Annotated in this window: 20 protein-coding genes and 1 pseudogene; 4 read left to right on the forward strand and 17 right to left on the reverse strand. The window is 35.4% G+C overall.

Annotation, left to right across the window (positions count from 1 at the left end):
• Positions 1-71 precede the first annotated feature (71 nt).
• From gorA to ribE, 11 genes and pseudogenes are all read right to left on the reverse strand, one after another.
• Positions 72-1424, reverse strand: a complete 1353-nt coding sequence (gene gorA / locus Q0K76_RS01510) for a glutathione-disulfide reductase (protein ID WP_294610189.1) — start codon at positions 1422-1424, stop codon at positions 72-74.
• Between the two features lie 196 nt (positions 1425-1620).
• Positions 1621-3045 carry a bifunctional D-glycero-beta-D-manno-heptose-7-phosphate kinase/D-glycero-beta-D-manno-heptose 1-phosphate adenylyltransferase HldE gene (gene hldE, locus Q0K76_RS01515; RefSeq protein WP_294610192.1) on the reverse strand — a complete coding sequence of 475 codons (1425 nt, stop codon included), beginning with the start codon at positions 3043-3045 and terminating at the stop codon, positions 1621-1623.
• Between the two features lie 45 nt (positions 3046-3090).
• Complete coding sequence (tatC, locus tag Q0K76_RS01520; protein WP_363322364.1) at positions 3091-3861, reverse strand: twin-arginine translocase subunit TatC; 771 nt, start codon at positions 3859-3861, stop codon at positions 3091-3093.
• Positions 3862-3905: 44 nt separating this feature from the next.
• A pseudogene (gene tatB, locus Q0K76_RS01525) lies at positions 3906-4199 on the reverse strand (Sec-independent protein translocase protein TatB); the annotation flags it as partial.
• 3 nt (positions 4200-4202) lie between these two features.
• A complete protein-coding gene (tatA, locus tag Q0K76_RS01530) occupies positions 4203-4427 on the reverse strand; it encodes a twin-arginine translocase TatA/TatE family subunit (RefSeq protein ID WP_363322371.1) in 225 nt (74 codons plus the stop codon).
• Positions 4428-4492: 65 nt separating this feature from the next.
• The gene (gene ubiB, locus Q0K76_RS01535; RefSeq protein ID WP_294610197.1) at positions 4493-6034 is read right to left on the reverse strand and encodes a ubiquinone biosynthesis regulatory protein kinase UbiB; all 1542 of its coding nucleotides are present in this window, start codon (positions 6032-6034) and stop codon (positions 4493-4495) included.
• Between the two features lie 14 nt (positions 6035-6048).
• Positions 6049-6825: a bifunctional demethylmenaquinone methyltransferase/2-methoxy-6-polyprenyl-1,4-benzoquinol methylase UbiE gene (gene ubiE, locus Q0K76_RS01540; RefSeq protein ID WP_294610200.1), complete on the reverse strand. Its 777-nt coding sequence runs from the start codon at positions 6823-6825 to the stop codon at positions 6049-6051.
• Between the two features lie 62 nt (positions 6826-6887).
• Positions 6888-7823, reverse strand: coding sequence for a multifunctional transcriptional regulator/nicotinamide-nucleotide adenylyltransferase/ribosylnicotinamide kinase NadR (nadR, locus tag Q0K76_RS01545; RefSeq protein ID WP_294610203.1), 936 nt, complete (start codon positions 7821-7823; stop codon positions 6888-6890).
• Positions 7824-7970: 147 nt separating this feature from the next.
• Positions 7971-9035 carry a TrmH family RNA methyltransferase gene (locus Q0K76_RS01550; RefSeq protein ID WP_294610206.1) on the reverse strand — a complete coding sequence of 355 codons (1065 nt, stop codon included), beginning with the start codon at positions 9033-9035 and terminating at the stop codon, positions 7971-7973.
• A 21-nt stretch (positions 9036-9056) separates the two neighbouring features.
• A complete protein-coding gene (gene nusB, locus Q0K76_RS01555) occupies positions 9057-9476 on the reverse strand; it encodes a transcription antitermination factor NusB (protein WP_294610209.1) in 420 nt (139 codons plus the stop codon).
• A gap of 4 nt (positions 9477-9480) precedes the next feature.
• Positions 9481-9951, reverse strand: coding sequence for a 6,7-dimethyl-8-ribityllumazine synthase (gene ribE / locus Q0K76_RS01560; protein ID WP_294610212.1), 471 nt, complete (start codon positions 9949-9951; stop codon positions 9481-9483).
• A gap of 378 nt (positions 9952-10329) precedes the next feature.
• On the opposite strand from ribE, the gene lpcA reads away from it, so the two are divergent.
• Together lpcA and Q0K76_RS01570 are read left to right on the forward strand one after the other, a co-directional pair.
• Positions 10330-10917, forward strand: coding sequence for a D-sedoheptulose 7-phosphate isomerase (gene lpcA / locus Q0K76_RS01565; protein ID WP_294610215.1), 588 nt, complete (start codon positions 10330-10332; stop codon positions 10915-10917).
• Positions 10910-11689 (forward strand): class II glutamine amidotransferase, encoded by a 780-nt coding sequence (locus Q0K76_RS01570; RefSeq protein ID WP_294610218.1) that lies wholly within the window; start codon positions 10910-10912, stop codon positions 11687-11689. Before lpcA ends, Q0K76_RS01570 begins: the two co-directional genes overlap by 8 nt.
• Here Q0K76_RS01570 and mdtH read toward each other — a convergent pair.
• The 6 genes from mdtH to pncB all read right to left on the reverse strand — a co-directional run bounded on the left by mdtH (position 11667) and on the right by pncB (position 19030).
• Positions 11667-12878, reverse strand: coding sequence for a multidrug efflux MFS transporter MdtH (mdtH, locus tag Q0K76_RS01575; protein WP_294610221.1), 1212 nt, complete (start codon positions 12876-12878; stop codon positions 11667-11669). The genes Q0K76_RS01570 and mdtH overlap by 23 nt on opposite strands.
• A complete protein-coding gene (locus tag Q0K76_RS01580) occupies positions 12879-13337 on the reverse strand; it encodes a methylglyoxal synthase (RefSeq protein WP_294610223.1) in 459 nt (152 codons plus the stop codon). It abuts the gene before it with no gap.
• A 134-nt stretch (positions 13338-13471) separates the two neighbouring features.
• Positions 13472-14620, reverse strand: coding sequence for a porin (locus tag Q0K76_RS01585; protein WP_294610226.1), 1149 nt, complete (start codon positions 14618-14620; stop codon positions 13472-13474).
• A gap of 301 nt (positions 14621-14921) precedes the next feature.
• On the reverse strand, positions 14922-16064 hold the full coding sequence (locus Q0K76_RS01590; protein ID WP_294610229.1) for a porin: 1143 nt from the start codon (positions 16062-16064) through the stop codon (positions 14922-14924).
• Between the two features lie 282 nt (positions 16065-16346).
• Positions 16347-17750 carry an asparagine--tRNA ligase gene (asnS, locus tag Q0K76_RS01595; protein ID WP_294610232.1) on the reverse strand — a complete coding sequence of 468 codons (1404 nt, stop codon included), beginning with the start codon at positions 17748-17750 and terminating at the stop codon, positions 16347-16349.
• A gap of 86 nt (positions 17751-17836) precedes the next feature.
• Positions 17837-19030: a nicotinate phosphoribosyltransferase gene (gene pncB, locus Q0K76_RS01600; protein WP_294610235.1), complete on the reverse strand. Its 1194-nt coding sequence runs from the start codon at positions 19028-19030 to the stop codon at positions 17837-17839.
• A 275-nt stretch (positions 19031-19305) separates the two neighbouring features.
• Between pncB and pepN the strand changes: the two genes are divergently transcribed.
• Complete coding sequence (gene pepN, locus Q0K76_RS01605) at positions 19306-21939, forward strand: aminopeptidase N (RefSeq protein ID WP_294610238.1); 2634 nt, start codon at positions 19306-19308, stop codon at positions 21937-21939.
• A 123-nt stretch (positions 21940-22062) separates the two neighbouring features.
• Complete coding sequence (locus Q0K76_RS01610) at positions 22063-22395, forward strand: rhodanese-like domain-containing protein (RefSeq protein WP_294610241.1); 333 nt, start codon at positions 22063-22065, stop codon at positions 22393-22395.
• Positions 22396-22404: the final 9 nt, after the last annotated feature.

Consider the following 22404-nt stretch of genomic DNA (forward strand, 5'->3'; position numbering starts at 1 on the left):
TAATTGCTACTAATAAACAAAAAGCCGGGTGAAATACCGGCTTTTTGTTTTGCTTTATAGTTATTGATACTTTAGCGCATAGTAACAAATTCTTCAGCTGCGGTTGGATGAATAGCCACCGTATTATCAAAATCTTTTTTAGTGGCGCCCATTTTAAGTGCTACTGCAAAGCCTTGTAGCATCTCGTCCATACCATAACCAATACCATGAATCCCAACAATTTTTTCTTCTTTACCGACACAAACTAATTTCATTCGGCACGGTTGATTATGCTGCGTTACCGCAGTATACATAGCCGTAAATGTGGAAGTATAAATTTTAACGTTGCCTTGCCCAAATTGCTTTATAGCTTGCGGTTCTGTTAATCCAACCGTACCTATAGCTGGATGCGTAAAAACGACTGTTGGAATATTGTTATAATCTAAATGTTCATCCGGTTTATTATTAAATAGCCTTTCAGATAACCGGCGCCCTGCCGCAACCGCGACTGGAGTTAATGCTGTGGCTTCAGTGTCATCACCAACTGAATAGATCCCCGGAACATTAGTGTTTTGGTATTTATCGACAATCACAAACCCTTTGTCATTAACTGCTATGCCAGCAGCTTCTAAATTCATGGTTTTAGTAGCTGGTTCGCGTCCTATGGCCCAAATCACACAATCAACAGTATAACTTTCACCATTTTCTAGGGTTAATGTTAATGAATCATCTTTATTTTTGGTTACTGATTGTGGAATAGCAAAAGTATGTAATTGTTGACCGTCCGCAGCAATAACTTCCATTAATGTTTCAACAATTAGTGGGTCAAAAGACCTTAACGGTGATTGTTTACGTACAAATTGATGGGTTTGTGCGCCTAAAGAATGTAAGACGCTTGCAATCTCACAGGCAATATATCCGGCACCAACCACAGAAACACGTTTTGGTAATGCTGTTAAAGCAAAAAAACCATCCGAGGTAATACCATATTCAGCCCCAGGTATATTTGGTATAATTGGCTTACCACCTACTGCAATTAAGATATGATCAGCACTATATTGCTCACCATTAACTTCAACGGTATGTTGATCTATAAATTTGGCATAACCATGAATAACATCTACTTTATTTTTATTTAGAACCCAATCATAAGATTGATGTACATCATCAATATAAGCGTTTCGACTAGCAATCAGTTTGTCCCAACTAAACTGATTTATAGTAGTATCAAAACCATAGTCAGGTCCGTAATTTTTTATCGCTTCAGCAATTTGCGCCCCATACCACATAATCTTTTTAGGTACACAGCCAACATTAACACAGGTACCACCTAGTAATTTAGCTTCAATAATGGCACATTTTTTTCCATATGATGCCGCGCGGTTCGCAGAAGCAATGCCACCACTACCGCCACCAATAGCAATATAATCATAATGTTTAGTCATAAAATTTCCTCGGTACTCTTTTTGTCTTAATTTTGCTAGTTAGCTTGGCACAAAGCAGACAATAAAAAAAGTCATAAATAGAAAATTTAATAATAGTTATTAACGATTGATCGGATTAACGATAAAAAAATAGATAAGCTAAGGATGATTTAAGAAATTAAAGGCTATTTATAATATGTATAAATAGCCAACCTATTTATTGGTTTTTAATGGTATTAATTATGTTTGTGGTTGAACAACCATCTTCAAAGTTAAGAACTCTAACTTCACCACCAGCTTGGATGACTTCTTTACCACCAGCGATATCCTCAATTTTGTAATCGCCACCTTTGACTAATACATCCGGTAAGATACTCGCAATTAAACGTTGAGGCGTTTCTTCGGTAAATGGGACAACCCAATCTACTGAATCTAGTGCACCTAGCACAATCATACGTTGCATTAATGGATTAATCGGTCTTGATTCGCCTTTTAGCTTTTTCACCGATGCATCACTATTAACTGCAACAATAAGGCGATCGCCTAATTTTCTGGCATTAGCAAGGTATGAAACATGGCCTGCATGTAAAATATCGAAACAACCATTAGTCATGACAATTTTTTCACCACGCATGCGTGCTTTGCCTACTTCTGCTCTTAATTCTTCCTCGGTCATCACACCAAAACTGTCATCTGTTCGAGCGCGGATGGCATTACCAAGTTCTACTTGAGAAACGGTCGAAGTACCTAACTTACCAACAACAACACCCGCGGCGGCATTGGCCAGAAAACAGCTATCTTCTAAAGATTGACCTGCAGCTAAAGCAGTCGCTAAAGTAGCGATAACGGTATCGCCTGCTCCGGTAACATCAAATACTTCTTTAGCTTGTGTCGGCAAATGGTAAATTGGTTTATTTAGCTGCAATAAAGTCATGCCTTTTTCACTACGCGTAACCAATAATGCTTTAAGATCGCAATGTTTTATTAGTTCATAACCTTTTTTGGCAATCTCATCTTCAGTCTTACAAGGCCCAACCACGGCTTCAAATTCCGACATATTAGGTGTTAATATGGTTGCCCCACGATAACGTTCAAAATCAGTGCCTTTCGGGTCGATCAAAATTGGCACATTGGCTTGATTAGCGAATTGAATTATCGACTGCACCGCAGATAAAGCCCCTTTGGCATAATCAGATAATACTAAAACCTTGTGACTAGTTAAGGCTGTTTGAATGCGATCAAGCATAGGTGATGGGTCAACATTGTCGAATTTTTCCTCAAAATCAATGCGTATCAATTGTTGATTACGCGATAATACCCGTAATTTAGTAATGGTTGGATGCGAGGTAATGGCAACAAAATCACATTGCACATGGTGTGCATTTAGTTGTTCATTGAGTATTTTAGCTGGTTCATCAATACCAGTTAGACCAATCAGACGAACGTTACCACTGAGTGCAGTTATATTCATGGCAACGTTCGCAGCACCACCTGGGCGCTCTTCCAGAGCATCGATTTTCACTATTGGTACTGGGGCTTCTGGCGAAATTCGATTAGTCCCCCCATACCAATAACGATCTAACATAATGTCACCAACAACTAAAACATTGGCTTGACTAAAATCTGGTAACGAAACTTTCATTATCAATAATTATCCTTATTTATAATTATGTTTACCTTTATCTATTTATTGCTGATCTCCAGTTTGATGATCTGATTCGACTTCAGATCGCTCATTACTACGAGGTTGATAAAACCTTGCGAAAAAGGTACCAATTTCAAACAATAAACAAATAGGTACAGCTAACAATATTTGCGAAAATACATCTGGCGGAGTAACGAACATAGCTACAGCAAATACGCCAACAATAATATAAGGACGCTTCTTGCGTAAACTTTTAGGAGTCGTGACTCCAGTCCAGCAGAGTAAAATAATGGCCACCGGCACTTCAAAAGCGAAGCCAAATACCACAAACAATGTCATTACAAAATCTAGATATTTAGTAATGTCGGTATTGATTGCCACATCAATTGGCGCCGTATGAATGAAGAAATAAAAAGCCAAAGGGAATACCACAAAATAAGTAAACGCAATCCCAATATAAAACAAGATAGTACTGGAAATAATTAGCGGCATAACTAAACGTTTTTCGTGCTGATATAGCGCCGGTGCAATAAATCCCCATATTTGGTAAAGCACATAAGGAATCGAAATAAAAATGGCTACGACGGCGGTCAGTTTGATCGGTGTGAAAAAAGGCGCGGCAATATCGGTAGCAATCATATTACTCCCTTTAGGGAGTTGGCGAATAAGGGGATTGGCAACAATGTGATAGATATCATTAGAAAAATAGAGCAAACAAGCCAGCACTAGCAAAATACAAATAATGCAACGTAACAGCCGAGTTCGGAGTTCAACAAGATGTCCAACTAAAGGTTGAGTAGCGTCTTCTGTCATGATTTATCTTTATTTGCATTAATATTAGTATCAGTTGAAGTTACTGAATCGATTTCTTTTTGTATTGATTCGGTTACTCGCTTTAAATCATCAATAGATTCTTGGAGTTCTGGTGTTAGAGTTTTTAAACCACTTTGCTCGGCTTTTTTGAGACTATCTTGTAACTCTTGTAATTTAAGTTCTTTATTCAACTCTAATTGAACGGTTGCCGACATGCGGCGTAGCACTTTTATCCAACGAGCTACCGTTTTAATAGCAATAGGTAAGCGCTCTGGGCCTAATACAACTAGTCCGATAATTAATACTAAAAGTAATTGACCAAAGCTAATGTCAAACACAGGCTACTCTTTTTTGTTATTATCATCATTATCACTTGCTGATACATGATTTTCAACTTTATTAGCAATATCCTGCTCTTTTTTATCTTCGTCATCATTCATGGCTTTTTTGAAACCTTTAATGGAGGCGCCAAGATCTGATCCCAATGAACGTAATTTTTTAGTTCCAAATAACAATACGACCACGGCAATTAGTATTAATAGCTGGGGTAAACTTGGCATCATGATAACTATCTCCAACTGGTTAAGTAATTAAATTATACACGCAAATTACTCGATCCTAAATAGGCTTACTAATGAGTAACCAGTGTAATAATATAAATCAAACTAACTATACAAATAATAACGATTAAATGCCGTTGCCGTTGGCGACTATGTTGTAATTGTTCATTTATTTGTTTTAGTTGATTTGTCATTCGTTTAGCTATTCTTTCATAATCATTTAATTTTGCAGGTAATTCTGGCAACATAGTCCGCCATTGTGGTAATGACGCCCAAACTTGTTGTACTAATTTTTTAGCACTGTATTTATCTTCATACCACTTTTCTAGAAATGGTTTAGCTGTTTGCCATAAATCAAGTTCCGGATAAAGTTGCCGTCCTATGCCTTCAATATAAAATAAGGTTTTTTCGAGTAAGGTTAATTGTGGCTGAATATCCATATCAAATTGACGAGCTACTTGAAATAATTCAAATAAAATCTGAGAAAAAGAAATTTCAACTAATGGTTTAGCAAAAGCTGGTTCACACACATTGCGCATTGCCATTTCTAGCGCAGTGATATCGGTAGTTTCAGGTACCCAGCCTGATAAAACATAAGTTTCAGCTATTTTGCGATAATCTCGATTAAAAAATGCTAAAAAATTTTCTGCCAAATAACGTTGATCATCATCACTTAAAATCCCAACAATTGCACAATCAATACCTATATAACGTGGATTTTGGGGTTCACTAATATCGACAAAAATATTACCCGGGTGCATATCTGCATGAAAAAAGTTGTCGCGAAACACTTGTGTGAAAAAGGCTTGAACTCCTCGTTCTGCAAGCAGTTTCATATTGACATTATGTTGTTTAAGTTGCGCAATATCGGCAATCGGTACCCCTTTAATGCGTTCTTCAACTAACACATTTTTTCGACATAAATCTTGATAAACATAAGGTATATACAAAATATCGCTATTTATAAAATTAGCGCGTAATTTTGCAGTATTATAAGCTTCTTGTTGCAAGTCTAATTCTTTTAATAGAGTCATTTGATAGTCATTAACAATTTCTACAGCCCTTAATTTTTCACCCGATTTAATGCGTTTGGTGCATTGTTTGGCTACCCAAAACATAAGATCTATGTCAGATTGTATAATTGGTAAAATATTGGGACGTATAACTTTGATAACAATTTCGGCTTGACTGCGTTTTAATATAGCGGTGTGAACTTGAGCAATGGATGCTGATGCTAAAGGAATTTCATCAAAATTGGAAAAATAATAGTCAATAGGTTGACCAAGTGCTGACTCAATAATTTGTCTAGCTGTTTGACCATCAAACGGTTTTACATGGTCTTGTAATTTAGCTAAAGCATTAGCAATATGCTGTGGTAATACATCGCGCCGGGTTGAGATCATCTGCCCAAATTTTATCCAGACAGGTCCCAGATCCTGGAGTGCATGGCGCAGTCTCTCACCAATTTCAAGTTGTTTACCTTTAGGTTTAACCCAAAATAAACAGATCAACAAAAATTGTAGCCATCTGGAAGCTCGATGAGCTGGCAACAATTCTTGCAATCGATAAGCTTTAATTACCGATAATATGGTATATAGTCGAAAAAATGTCATTAGTTATTATCACATCAAAATTTAAAACCGGTATGCAATGCAACAATACCACCAGTCATGTTGTGATATTTAACATCAACAAAACCTGCATTTTCCATCATTTTTTTTAATGTTTTTTGATCTGGATGCATACGGATTGATTCAGCTAAATAACGGTAACTATCAGCATCATTGGCTACTATTTTACCCATTAACGGTAACATGGTAAAAGAATACAGATCATAGGCCTTATTTAAAATTTGATATTGTGGTTTAGAAAATTCTAAAATTAATAAACGTCCACCTGGTTTTAATACTCGCCACATCGAGCACAGCGCTTTATCTTTATCTGTCACATTACGTAAACCAAATGAGATAGTGATGCAGTCAAAATAATTATCAGCAAAAGGCAATTCTTCAGCATTGGCTTGAACATATTCGATATTTTTAAACAGCCCTTTATCACGCAGTTTATCACGGCCAACCTTTAACATTGATTCATTAATATCGGCCAGCACCACTAAGCCATCGTCACCGACAAGTTGGGAAAATTTGGCGGTTAAATCACCAGTACCCCCAGCAAGGTCTAGGACTTTTTGACCTTTACGTACACTACTGTATTCAATGGTGATTTTTTTCCAGATACGGTGAATTCCAAATGACATTAAATCATTCATTACATCATACTTACTGGCTACAGAATGAAAGACGTCGGCAACACGTTTAACTTTTTCTTGTTTTAGGACTTGAGTGTAACCAAAATCAATTTTTTCTTGACTAGAATTATTTTGTTTATCTGAAGATTGAGACATAAAAAATTACCGATCACCAATAATTAGATTATTCTAGCATAAGCAATAATAAATGTGATGAACTAAATCAATAATGCTTCCACCATCTTGGATATTGTCTCAAAATGTTGTAATGACGAATGGTGTGGGTTTAAATCCGTTTCATTAATAACTAAATCAAAATGATAATTCTCAGTTAATGCTTTTAAAACATCATGTTCTTTTTGAAAGATCTTGCGATAACATTGTGCCAGCGTAGCAAAATCGATTGAAGTAAATAATAATTTATTGGCAACCCGTTCTGCACTAGCTATGCGTTCTACTTGTAGCATAGCTATTTTGATATAATCTGATTCACTTAAATAACGTTGATTATGGCTTGTTGATATTTCACGCTGTATGTAATTGATATAGCCGTTAGGTACATATTGCGTATTATAAATGTTAGCAAATTGAATAGGTAGATCATTTAATTTATATTTGCTAATAATGGCAACTTTTTTGACAAAAAAAGGTTTTGCTGCTTGAGCTATAAAAGACCAATTTTTATAAGGATTTTCACGGATTTCAGTGGCACTGATTGGCATAAATTCTCTGTCAGCATCAACAGTCACGACTGGACAATTAAAATATAGCTGATGATTTTTTACATCTTGCGATTCACTTGTAAAAATAACGGTTGGATTGATTTTATGTTCAGATAAAATGCATTTAACTCGTTCACTCCATTCTTGCCAACCGTTTGGATAATCTTTAATACCTGTTTCATCCAAAACATGAAGATGAATATTGTAACGATCTTTGAATGTTTCTTTTAACCACGCAAAACGGTCACTAACTTGGGGTTGTTTTGGTAAGCGACTTTTATCAAAAAGTCGTTTATCACGTACTATTTCACAACCGAGAAGGATATGCAGTTCATCTACTTGACACAACGCTTTTTCAATTAAGTAAATATGTCCACAATGTAAAGGATAAAACTTACCAAAAATTAAACCAACTTTATTGTTTGTTGCCATAACTATTACCACTACTCTTAAGAATTTGGTATCAATGTACAGAAAAAAAATCCATTTTCTAATCAAATGATGCTATTTGTTATACTTAATATCAAAAAATAATTTAAAGTATTTAAATTGGTTATCGATAAAAGGCAAAACAGATTTTTACAATTGTAAAGCCGATAATAAAATACCCGTTGCAACTGAGATATTTAGTGCTGGCATATTGTCGTTACCTTTTAAATGAACAACTACATCAGCACAATTAGTCAGTTTCAAATTAATTTGCTGACAAATAACTAATACAATTTTTTTCTGAAATTGAATTTGATGCAATTCCCGCGAGTCAATTGACTTTACGGGACAAGGCAATAAAACCACGACTTGATAACCATATTGTTTAAATAGATCTAATGAAGCAACAAAATCATCACTTTTAATCGATTCAAGAGCTTCAATACCACCTTCTGCAACCCGCATAGCCGCACCAGTGTCAAGCAGGCTAGTTTGACGTAACATTACGCCATTAACCTTATAAAAAGCAGCGCTTCTAATTATCCCACCTAGATTATGTGGATTACTTACATCGTCAATAGCTAAAACACAATCCTTTTTATTGCCATATTTCTCTAAATAATCTACTAATAATAAAGGGATTCGTTTTTTAATAATTAAACACACACCACCATGGTGAGGAGTTTGAGTTAGTTTAGTAATTTGCTCACTAGTAACTACGTCATAACCTAAATGCTGTTTTATTAGCCATTCAATTACATCTTTAAACTGATAAGTCATTTCTTGCGTTATAAACATTTTTATAATTGCAGAACGCCGATGTTTAAAGACAGATTTACAACTATTTTCACTATAAACTAATGTTTCTTCTTTTCGTTGACGATGTTCATCGTAACCAAATGTTGGCATTTGTTCATTGTCTCGTACTTTTTTTTGCCATGGCGAGGCATTTTTTACTGATGTACTATAGTGAGATTTTTCATTTTTAGATTCAACATTTGTTTTAGAATAATTAACTTTGTCTATCTCAGGCTTAAACGTTTCAATACGATCATCATTTTTACTGTTTATTTTTGGCTTAAACTTGAAATTTCGGTTATCACGATCTTTCTTACCTTTTTTAGTTTTATTTTCTTTTGAATAGAAAGATTTCTTTGATTCGCTACTTTTAGTATAGAAAATAGTCGGACTGTTTTTTGGGTGATTCTCGCTCATAGAACTCTCGCTATTACTCTGTTATCGGGTACGAATTGTTGGAGCAATTTTATCTAATACACCGTTTACAAATTTATGGCTATCTTCAGCACCAAACGTTTTAGTCAAATCAATTGCTTCGTTAATTACCACTTTATAAGGTACATCTTGACGTTTCGTTAATTCATAAAGTGCAATTCTAAGTATAGCTAACTCAATTTGACCCAATTCATCAACTGAACGTTCAGTAAGGTAAGGGGCCATTTTATTATCTAAATCAATAGTGTTCTTTACTACACCATTAAGTAACTCTTTAAAATATTTAGCATCAACGCCTTTCATATCTTGTTCTGCGATAAAACTTGCTTCAACATCAACAAGATCATTTTTTGAAATCTGCCAAGAATAGATTGCTTGTACCGCACATTCTCTTGCTCGACGACGAGGATTAACTGATGCCACTAAATTACTCCTTAATTGCTTTAATAATATTTAGCATTTCAAGTGCTGTTAAAGCGGCTTCAGCACCTTTATTACCCGCTTTGGTTCCTGCACGTTCAATAGCTTGTTCTATACTTTCAGTAGTTAAAATACCAAATCCGACAGGTATCGAAAATTCTAAACTTGCATTTAATAAACCCGAACTTGATTCTCCCGCGACAAAATCAAAATGAGCAGTACTACCACGAATTACTGTACCTAATGCAACAATTGCATCATATTTTTTAGATTGTGCTGCAACTTTTGTTGCTAGTGGAATTTCATAAGCACCAGGCACCCAAATCACGCTAATGTTTTTGTTGTCTACCTGACCAATGCGAGTTAATGCATCAATAGCCCCATTTACCAAGCTATCATTAATAAAATGATTAAAACGAGCCACGATAATTGCCACTTTAGCCTTTGGCGCAGCAACTAGCCCTTCAACTGTTTGCATATTAATTCCTTGTCATTTGATTTTAAATGCAGTTTGTTTATCTCTGTATGTGTATATATGAAAAAATTGCGATAATTGTATCATAACTTACAGGCTTATCCTATTAGCAAATAACGCTATAACAATGATCTATTAGGCATAGAAATAAAATAGGAAAATTTGACTATTGCTAAATATATTTAGTATTGTCAATCTATTTAAAACCTTTCTGTATGTTGATTTTTCAATAAGTCATATTTAATTCACTATAATTTCTAAACTAACAATATAATAGATAGTAATTTATTAGCGTAATCGAAAAAAATTCTTTTATCACTTGCAAGTGTTTTTTAACAAACTACAATGGTTAATAAAATTTTTGTTGATGGAGTAGTATTGATGTATATTGATAATATTCGGGATGAGTTAAATCAAGCCCTCGATGTTTTGGTCAATTTTGTTTCAGATGGAAATAATCTTAAACAAATTCAAAAAGCAGCGTTATTAATTGCTAATTCATTTAAACACGGTGGTAAAGTTTTGTCATGTGGCAATGGTGGTTCCCACTGTGATGCCATGCATTTTGCTGAAGAGTTAACTGGTCGCTACCGCGACAATCGCCCTGCTTACCCAGCTATTGCTATATCTGATGTTAGCCATATTTCTTGTGTCGGCAATGATTATGGCTTTGATTCAATTTTTTCCCGTTATGTGGAAGGTGTAGGTCAACAAGGTGATGTTTTGTTAGGTATTTCTACATCAGGGAACTCAACTAATGTTATTAAAGCAATCCATGCTGCAAAACAGAAAGGAATGAAAATAATTACCCTTACGGGTAAAGATGGTGGAAAAATGAATGGGCTTGCTGATGTCGATATTCGTGTTCCACATTTTGGCTATGCAGATCGTGTGCAAGAAATCCATATCAAAGTTATCCATATTTTAATAATGTTAATTGAAAAAGAGATGGCCAGCGTAAATGTGTGAATTATTGGGCATGAGTGCTAATGTACCAACCGATATTTGCTTTAGCTTTACAAGTTTGGTTAAGCGTGGTGGAGACAAAGGTCCTCATAAAGATGGTTGGGGAATTACGTTTTATGAAGGCAAAGGTTGTCGTACCTTTAAAGATCCTGAGCCTTGTAGCTATTCGCCTATTGCTAAAATGGTACAAGAATACCCAATTAAATCTAAGGCTGTTATAGCTCATATTCGACAAGCTAATCGTGGCGGAGTGGCACTTGAAAATACTCATCCATTCACTCGTGAGTTATGGGGTAAAAACTGGACTTTTGCCCACAATGGACAATTAACTGATTATGAACAACTAGCAATGGGATTGTTCCAACCCGTTGGTTCAACTGATAGTGAATATGCTTTTTGTCACCTAATTAATCAATTACACCAAAAATATCCGCACAAACCAGATGATGATCTACAATTATTTAATTATATTCAGCAATGTGCGGATGAATTAAGTCAGCTTGGAGTATTTAATATGCTGCTTTCTGATGGTCAATACGTTTTTGCATATTGTTCAACTAATTTACATTGGATCACTAGAAGAGCGCCTTTTGGTAAAGCTAAGTTAATTGATGAAGATGTAGAAATTGATTTCCAAAAACACACTACCCCAGATGATGTAGTTACTATTATTTCAACGTTACCACTTACTTCAAACGAAGTTTGGCATAAACTGCAAACTAGTGAGGTAATTTTATTTAAAAATGGTGAAGTTACCCAATCTTCCTTGTTTTAACTCGTACCATTGGTGGCTCATCTTTAAATAGATATTGTAAATAACCAAGTGTCAATAAACCAATTGCAGTAAGTACAATCCAAGGCAGATGTGGGAAATTTATCCGCATAGCTATATCATACAACCAACCAGCGCCGGTATAACCAATAAAACCGCCTAGCGCAAGCCCTAATCGACTAAAACCCATATAACTGCCTTTCGCTCTAGGATTAGTCAGTACAGTAGATAGTGTTTCCCGTGCCGGTTCAGCAATAATCGCACCTAAATAAAACAATGCAATTAATGATAATAAAATTGATAGTTCGTTGGTAAAACCGATGATGATAAAACCAAATGACATCAAAAATAAACCAAATTTGAGTCGTTGATCTAGTCGGAAAAATTTTTCGCTTAAACGCGCTAACGGATAGAGTAATAGCAATGAAATGCCAGCTTGAATAGCGTACATCCACTTCACATAACTTGGACTACCAGACACATTTGTAATGGTTAAAGGCAGCATTAACATAATTTGCACCCACAATACATAGTAACCAGTTAAAGTTAGCACATAACGTGTGAATTTTTTATCTTGCAAAACCATTTTCATACCATTGATTATAGGCGCTTTGCCTATAGCAATATGATAAGCGGGTAAAAAGAATATATTAAACAGACCACATAAGAAGAAAATAGCAGCACCACACCAACACACTAATTGAAAATCATAATCAATAAGAATGCCACCAATAAGAGCACCAATAACTGCCCCGGCATTATCTTGAATCATTAACAATGAAATAAATTTACCACGTTCGTGAGGGCGGGTGAATTTGATCGTCAAGCCCATTCTTGGTGGATCAAATAATAATCCTCCCAGCGCCGAAAGTAGACAAGAAAGAAGCAACAACCATGACTCACTAGCAATGGCCATCGATACAAAGCCAATACAACGTAAAAACATGCCCCAAACAATCATTGGTTTTGCGCCAAAGCGGTCCGCTATTGCCCCTCCTATAATCCCAAAACCTTGCTGGACAAATTGACGAAAGCCTAAGGCAAAACCAACAAATAATGCACTCCAACCCACTTGACTGACAAAATGAGTCGAAACTAGTGGAAAAACGACATAAAATCCTAGAACAATAAATAAATTATCTAATAATAATATTCGTTTACCTGTTTTACGAATTTGTGAAGGGATTGGCATTTATTTTATCCGTTCTGCTAAATAACCTTGGTAATCAGGAATGTCAACTTCAACTTCGTTGGTAAAAATTGATGATTGGATTAACGCATTGGCGGTTGCTTGATTGGTTGCAACAGGAATATTCCATACAGTTGATAAACGTAGTAATGCTTTCACATCAGGATCGTGAGGCACTGCATTAAGAGGATCCCAAAAAAAAATAAGAATATCAATTTTCCCTTCTGCAATTAATGCACCAATTTGTTGATCTCCACCCATTGGGCCACTTAGCATTGGCGTTATATTAAGTCCTATTTCTTTTTTAATTAAAGTACCGGTCGTTCCCGTAGCACATAAATTATGATGAGAAAGTTCTTCGCGATTTTTTTTGCACCAATTTAACAATGCATCTTTTAAATGATCATGCGCTACTAAGGCAATATTTTTCCTTGCTAACAATTTACGAGTAGTATATAGCATTGTTGTTATCCTAATCCATTATTATTGTTTTAGTTTTTTAGCAGACTATCTATAAAAGTGCAAGTGATATTTAAAAATTAATAGATAATAAAAAAGGCACCTAAGTGCCTTTAATAATCTAAAAATAAATTTGACTAGAATTGATAAATTAAACCAAGTGCCACTGTATCTTTAGTGGTTGCTTTAATTTGAGATGTACTAAATCTTTCACCATCATATAGAGCACGACGGGCACCAATATCATCTTTATCTAACAAGTTGATTTTATAGTCAATAATTGCTTGTAGATTTTTATTAAAGTCATAAGTTAAACCGACATCAACATATTTAGCTAAATCATTGCCTTTAAGTCCGGCGTCTCCACTTCTTGAAAAGCTTGAAGCATCTTGAACTTTATGTTGAATATAAGCAACCGAAGGGGTTAAGCGACCAATTTCAAAATCAATGCCATATTGCGCAACAAGTTCAAAACCTTTAGTTTTTAAGTCATCGGCACTTTTAGTAGTTGATGCATTGTCCCAACCGTATTTTTGTTTACCTTGCATATATAAGGCTGCTAAATAAAGATTGTCATTATCGTATTTGATACCTACAGACCATGCTTTTGCATCTTTATGACCACCAGTTTGGGCATAACCAGCACCTACAGATAAACCAGTATCCAATACATCCCAATCTACTACTGTACCCCAAGCTTCAGCACTGTCATGACCATTACTTCGATCAGATTTATTTAGGTTCTGTGTTGAACTATTATCACCATTATCAGCATATTGTACAGCAAAACGTAATCCGTTTACTAAACCAAAGAAATCTGAATTACGGTAAGTTGCAACAGCTTTAGTTCGATCTGTTAATGCATAAAGATCATTATTAGAAGCATCGCCACCAAATTCTGGTAACACATCAGTATAAGAGGTTAAGGTTTTTAACACTCCGTCATTACGACCATAATCAAATGAACCAAAGTCGCCAAAATTTAAACCAGCAAAGGCATAACGAGTTTCGTTGTCTGATTTTTTCCCAGTGTTAGTTTCATATTCCCAACGACCATAGCCGGTAATGGCATCAGTAATTTGGGTTTGGCCTGACATACCAAGACGGGCAGTGGTTTTATCTCCTTCACCTGCTTGATTATTACGATCAGTGAGATAATTTAAAGCATAAACTCGACCATAAAAGTCAACTTTATTACCATCTTTATTCCACACTTCAATAGAAGCGTTTGCTGCTCCTGCAATTAAAAGAGCAGGAATAGCGATTGCTAATAGATTACGTTTCATTTTGTTACCCTCATAGGTATTTTTTTATATAAGATGCGAACAATTTGTTCTTGATTTAATAAATAATTACTAATTGTTAGTAATTATATTATTACTTTGATATCTATTATTAACAATATACAAGATGTTATTGCTTATATTGTGGATTAACAATAACGATTAGATAAATTCTGCGAAATTCATTTTATTTTAATACATAAAAAAAATTATTTTAAGCACGGAATGTGGTTTTTATGAAAATGAAATGTAAAAAAAATAAAAAAGGCACTAAAGTGCCTTTTTTAGATCAGATATTAAGTTATTAGAATTGGTAAATCATACCAATGCCTAACACATCTTTTGTACCTGGTTTATTTTGTTTCTTATAACGTTGGTTCGTAGTTCTGTTCTTTGCACCCTCGTCGTCGTTATCAAGTAGATTGAATTGATATTCTATGAAAGTACTGAAGTTTTTATTTAAATCATAAGTAGCACCAACTGAAACATATTTCTCCATTGGTGAATTGAATCCGCGAGAAATATAACGATAGTTGCCTCTTACAAAATTAGCAGAATCTCTTTTTATTTTATGTTGAACATAAGCTATAGACGGAGTCAAACGACCAACTTCTAAATCGATTCCATATTGAGCAACTAATTCAAAACCTCTCATTTTTTTATCAAGATCTTTAGTAACTCCATCTCTCCATACTGCTGTATAATAATTTTTAAACTTACTTTGGAAGTAGTTAGCTGCTAAATATAGATTATAATTATCATATTTAAGACCAGTTGACCATGTGCTATTACGATCAGAACTACCTGCTGTTTGCGCATAACCAGCACCAGCAGTTAAGCCTGTATCAAAAATACGCCACTGTACATTAGCACCCCACGCTTCTTTTGAACTTCCTTTGAAGCGATCTCTAGAATCAGAATTATCACCATTATCGGCATACTGTAATGCAAAACTAATATCATCAGTTAAACCGAAGAAATTATTATTACGATAAGTTGCAACAGCTTTTGTACGTTTAGATAATACATACCAGTTATTGTTAGACGCATCACCACCAAATTCTGGTAATACATCAGTATAGGCAGTAATTGCTTTTAATACACCATCGTTACGACCATAGTCAAATGAACCAGCATCACCAAAATTTAAACCAGCAAATGCATAACGAGTTTCATCCCAAGAACCTTTACCAGTTTTGGTTTCATATTCCCAACGACCATAACCTGTGATGCTATCAGTAATTTGGGTTTGACCAGACATACCTAAACGAGCTGATGTGCCATCACCTTCATCTTTTTGTGCACGATCAGTAATATGGTTAACAGCTTTTACTCGACCATAAAAGTCAACTTTATTACCATCTTTGTTCCATACTTCAATAGAAGCGTTTGCTGCTCCAGCTACTAAAAGCGCAGGAATAGCGATTGCTAATAGATTTCGTTTCATTTCTTACCCTCATGGTTATTATTGTAAAAAGACACTATCCATAAATTAATGTCTTTTTTTACACAATGTTCATTCATCCAAAAATAATATTTTTATCTATTACTTTTTATTTACTTTTTACAGTAGTGTAAATTATGTATAAATTTTTTTTAAAAGCAAGTGAACTTTTTGAAAAAAGTGCTGTCAAAAGGTTCGATTGCTTGTTTTTTGAGCTTTTAAAAGTTGATTTCATTTCTTTTTACCACAAACCGAGAAATGTATCGGTTTGTGGTTTTTATCTAATTAAAAAGTGGCATTACGCGGCGTTCTTGGGAATGGAATGACATCACGAACGTTTTGTACTCCCGTTACATACACAATTAAACGTTCAAATCCTAAACCAAACCCTGAGTGAGGTACGGTACCATAACGACGTAAATCACGATACCACCAGTAATCCTCTTTTTTGAGTCCCATTTCATCCATGCGTTTATCTAACATATCTATACGTTCTTCACGCTGAGAACCACCAATAATTTCACCAATTCCTGGGGCTAACACATCCATAGCGGCAACTGTCTTTCCATCATCATTCATACGCATATAAAAGGCTTTTATGTCTTTAGGATAGTTTTTAACAACCACTGGCGCTTTAAAATGTTGTTCAGCTAAATAACGTTCATGCTCAGAGGCTAAATCAATTCCCCAACTAACTGGATTTTCAAATTTGGCATCACAATTTTGCAAAATAGTAATCGCATCGGTGTAATCCACTTGGGCGAAGTCAGCTTGGATGAAATTTTCAAGGCGATTAATCGCATCTTTATCAACATGCTGCGCAAAAAACTGCATATCATCGGCACGCTTTTCAAGCACTGCCTTAAACACATATTTCAACATGTCTTCAGCTAATTTGGCATTATCGTTAAGATCTGCAAAAGCGACTTCTGGTTCCATCATCCAAAACTCCGCTAAATGGCGAGTAGTATTGGAATTTTCCGCTCTAAACGTTGGACCAAAAGTATAGACTTTAGATAAAGCACAAGCATAAGTTTCGGCATTTAACTGACCAGAAACGGTTAAAAATGCCTCTTTACCAAAAAAATCCTTATCAAAATCTATGTGTGCTTTATCTGTTTTAGGTAGATTTAACAAATCGAGAGTAGATACCCGAAACATTTCACCCGCACCTTCAGTATCCGATGCGGTAATAATTGGCGTAGAAAGCCAAAAAAAGCCACGTTCATCAAAAAATTGATGAATAGCTTGGGCAAGCGTATGGCGTACTCGTGTTATTGCTCCAACAATATTGGTTCTTGCACGTAAGTGGGCGACTTCACGTAAATATTCAATGGAATGACGTTTTGCTGCCATTGGATAAGTATCAGGATCTTCAACAAAGCCATAGACTTCGACAGCAGTCGCTTGTAATTCATATTTTTGACCTTGCCCTGGCGATTCAACTACTTTACCTGTAACCTTAACCGAACAACCCGTGGTTAACCGTAATACATCTTGTTCATAATTTAGTAAAGATTTTTCAATTACCGCTTGAATAGGATCAAAACAAGAACCATCGTATACAGCCAGAAATGAAATACCGGCTTTAGAATCACGGCGAGTTCTTACCCAACCTTGAACTGAAATTGTGCTACCAATAGCAATTTTTCCTTGTAACACATCGACAATAGGTGCAACTGAATTCATGTTAATTATCCATCTCTATATTATTAATTTAGGTCTATAAGTTATATTTAATAGTAATACAGGTATATTTTAAAAAAATATTTGTGTTAATGTTTAACACTAAATGTACGTTTTAATTCATCAATAAAGTCCAAATCCTGAGATATGGTTTTACCTGGGCTATCCGATAATTTAGCAACAGATTGATTATTACATTCGGTCAATTTCAGTACAATGTTAAGCGCTTTAGTATTGACATTTGTTGATGGAATATCACAAGCTAAAAATCCCCCCACACCAAATGATAATTGCACTCGATGATTAAAGTGTCTATATATTCTAATAGCCTTATCAAAATTTAAACTATCAGAAAATACCAATAATTTGGTTTTAGGATCAATATCTAACTGCTGATAATGGTTAATCGCTTTTTCACCCCATTCAATAGGATCACCGGAATCATGACGTAAACCTTGATAATGTGACGCAAAATACACATCAAAATCACGTAAAAATGCATCCATAGTTATACAATCTGTTAAAGCCACACCCAAATCATGTGGGTATTCATCTAACCAAACTTGCAATGCATTTTTTTGGCAATCTTCTAAGTTAGGACTTAAACGCTGATGAGCTTGGAACCATTCATGTGCTTGAGTGCCAACAGGTGTTAATCCCAAACGATAAGCCAGCAAATAGTTACTGGTACTATGGAAATTTTTAAAATTAGTTTGTAAATAACTCACTACCGCTTCTTGCACTGCAAAAGAATAACGCCGACGGGTACCAAAATCCATCAGATTAAAGCCAGACATATCTAAATCAGCTGTTTTTTGATTGAATGTTGCTAATTTATCTTTAAGGTGTGCTAAAGCCTCAGGAACACCAATATTAGGCGAACGATCTTTATGCACAATTTCACTAATCACCGCCAATAATGGCACTTCCCATAAAATCACATCTAACCAAAGCCCAGCTATGCGAATAACAAGCAGACCTTCTTGATTTTCAATGGTAAGTAACTCGCTATTGAAACGCCAATTTTTTAGCCAATTTAAATAATCCGACTTAAAAAAAGACATTTGTGATAAATAGTTAAATTCATCTTCAGAAAGAGCCAATGATTCCATCAATTTAACTTGATGTTTGATTTCATCAACATATTGCCCTAATAAATCATCACTACGGCAACGGAATTCGGCAACTACAGTTGCATCGGGATAATGATGATAAACAGCTTGTTGCATATGCAACTTATAAGCATCAGTATCTAATATTGATGTAATGATAGCAGGTAACATAATGAATTAATTATCAGTGCTTTAAAAAATACTGCTGATTATAGCAGAATAATAATGAAGATATAGCTTAATTATATAATCAGATTATTTTTAATCAGCTATAATGAGTTATTAAAGTTGTTTAAATGATTTAACCCACTTATACATTAATTTTGTTAATAAGATCTTTCAACTAATTAGGTTGCAATGAGAATAGTAATCGCCTTTTTAACATATTAATTTATTATAATGTTCTAATTCGTTAATTAAGTATCTACATTAAAGGCACGCAAACAATGAGTAAAAATACCACAGAAACTAAACCGATTGCCAAATATCGCCTTGATTATAAGGCACCCGATTTTACCATTACTGATATCGATCTCGATTTTGATTTAGCCCCTGAACTTACTACGGTCACCGCTCGCAGCCATGTTATTCAGAAAAATAATACCGTCAATGAGTTAATGTTAGATGGCGAAGATCTTAAATTAATCTCCATCAATATAGACGAACAACCTTGGCATGATTACCAAATCACAGATACAGGCTTAATTGTCCGTAATGTTCCTGCTGAATTTACCATGACTATCGTTAACGAAATCAAACCGATTGATAACACTGCACTTGAAGGCTTATATGTCTCTGGCGAAGCACTATGCACCCAATGTGAAGCGGAAGGCTTTCGTCATATTACCTATTATTTGGATCGACCCGATGTGTTAGCCAGATTTTCAACACGGATTACCGCTAACAAACAGAACTACCCTTACCTACTTTCTAATGGTAACCGTATTGCTCAAGGCGAACTTGCTGATGGTCGTCATTGGGTGCAATGGCAAGATCCGTTTCCAAAACCATGTTACCTATTTGCCTTAGTGGCTGGTGATTTTGATATTTTAAAAGATCATTTCATCACTCAATCAAAACGTAAAGTGGATTTAGAAATCTATGTCGACAAAGGTAACTTAGATCGTTCTCATTGGGCTATGACCAGCTTAAAAAATGCTATGCGCTGGGATGAAACGCGTTTTGGTCTAGAATATGATTTAGATATTTTTATGATTGTGGCGGTGGATTTCTTTAATATGGGGGCTATGGAGAATAAAGGCCTTAATATCTTTAACTCCAAATATGTGCTTGCCAAGCCAGAAACTGCAACTGACGACGATTATTTAGGCATTGAATCAGTTATTGGTCATGAGTATTTTCATAATTGGACTGGCGATCGAGTGACTTGTCGTGACTGGTTCCAACTCAGTTTAAAAGAAGGTTTAACCGTATTTCGTGATCAAGAATTTACTTCTGACTGCGGATTAAGAGCCGTAAAACGTATCAATGATGTCAAATTAATGCGCACCGTACAATTTGCGGAAGACGCCAGCCCAATGTCACACCCTATTCGCCCTGAACAAGTCATCGAGATGAATAATTTCTATACCGTAACCGTGTACGAAAAAGGTGCCGAAGTGATTCGCATGCTGCATACCCTGTTAGGTGAAGAAAAATTTCAAGCTGGAATGAAGCTCTATATCAAACGCCACGATGGTAGCGCTGCCACTTGTGATGATTTTGTTGCCGCCATGCAAGATGCCTCAGACATTGACTTAACCCAATTTAAATTATGGTATAGCCAATCAGGTACACCAGAACTAACCGTCACTGATAGTTATGATGCTCAAGCTAAACAATATACCTTAACAGTTGAACAATATACGCCAGCCACCCAAGACCAACAACAAAAACATGCGCTACATATTCCACTTGATATTGAATTATATCAACACAATGGCGAAGTGATTGCATTGCAATCTCACGGCGAAATGGTCCATCATGTACTAAATTTAACGCAAGCTAAACAGCAATTTATATTTGATAATGTGCCAGAACAACCGATTATTTCGTTGTTACGCGATTTTTCTACACCAGTTAAATTAAGCTATGATTATCAAGATAGTGATTTGATTTTCCTTATGCAACATGCCAGCAATGCCTTTAGCCGTTATGATGCTGCGCAGATGCTCTTGGCAAAATATGTCCGTTTAAATGTCAATAATTATAAACAAAATATGCCGCAAGTCTTACCTGAATCGGTAATAGATACTTTCAGAGCGGTATTACTTTCAGACACAACTAACCCTGCACTGATTGCGCAAATTTTAACCTTGCCTTCAGAAAATGAGTTAGCTAATTTATTTACAGTAGTTGATCCAATTGCGATTTACCAAGTGCGTCATTATTTATCAACACGTTTTGCTAATGAACTCTATGACGAACTTAATGCGGTTTATCAGCATAATAAAACTGCTGAGTATCATATTAATCATGCCGATATTGCTAAACGTTCCTTAAAAAACTGTTGTTTAGCCTTACTCGCCTATGCTGACAATAAAACTCAAGCCAATACGTTAGTTAGCCAACAATATTATCATGCTAACAATATGACTGATTGTTTAGCTGCTTTAACCACTGCAGTCAAAGCGGAGCTTGATTGTCGTGCTGAATTATTGGCTGATTTTGATAATAAATGGTATCAAGATGGACTGGTTATGGATAAATGGTTAGCCTTAAATGCTACTAGTCCGGATAAACAAGTGCTGACAACTGTGAAAAAATTATTAACTCACCGTTCATTTACCCTTAGCAACCCAAACCGAATCCGCGGGCTTATTGGCGCTTTTGTGAATAATAATCCGGTGGCTTTCCATGCTGAGGATGGCAGTGGCTATCAGTTTTTAGTTGAGATTCTTACTGAGTTAAATCAGAAAAATCCGCAAGTTGCCGCGCGATTAATTGATCCACTTATTCGTTTAAAACGTTATGGTGAAAAACGTCAGCAGCAAATGCGCCATGCTTTAGAGTCTTTATTGAAAATAGAACATTTATCTAAAGATCTCTATGAAAAAATTAGTAAAGCATTGGCCGCATAATCAAACCAATCTCATCCTATGTTAAAAATAGGATGAGATTAATGAAGTTAAAGTTCATGATTAATACGCAAACGTATAGTGGACCTGAAACATTTTGACAACTATTGTTAATGAGTTTTTATTATGACAACAATTAAAGAAATAACGCCAACAGAGTTAGCGCAAAAAATACATCAACATGAACAGCTTTTTTTATTAGATGTACGCGAAGATGACGAAGTTGCAATTTGTGCCATTGCTTGTGCCACTCACATTCCGATGAAGCTGATCCCATTGTATTTAGATCAAATTCCTGACGATGTGGCTATTGTAATTTATTGCCATCATGGTAATCGCAGCCTTAATGTTGCCAATTATTTAGTTGAAAATGGCTTTGAAGCTGATGATATTTATAATCTCACCGGTGGTATTGATGCTTGGGCTTTAACTGTAGATCAGCACATGGCAAAATATTAAACAGCCTGT

The sequence above is a fragment of the uncultured Gilliamella sp. genome, assembly GCA_945271295.1.
GTDB lineage: Bacteria > Pseudomonadota > Gammaproteobacteria > Enterobacterales > Orbaceae > Gilliamella.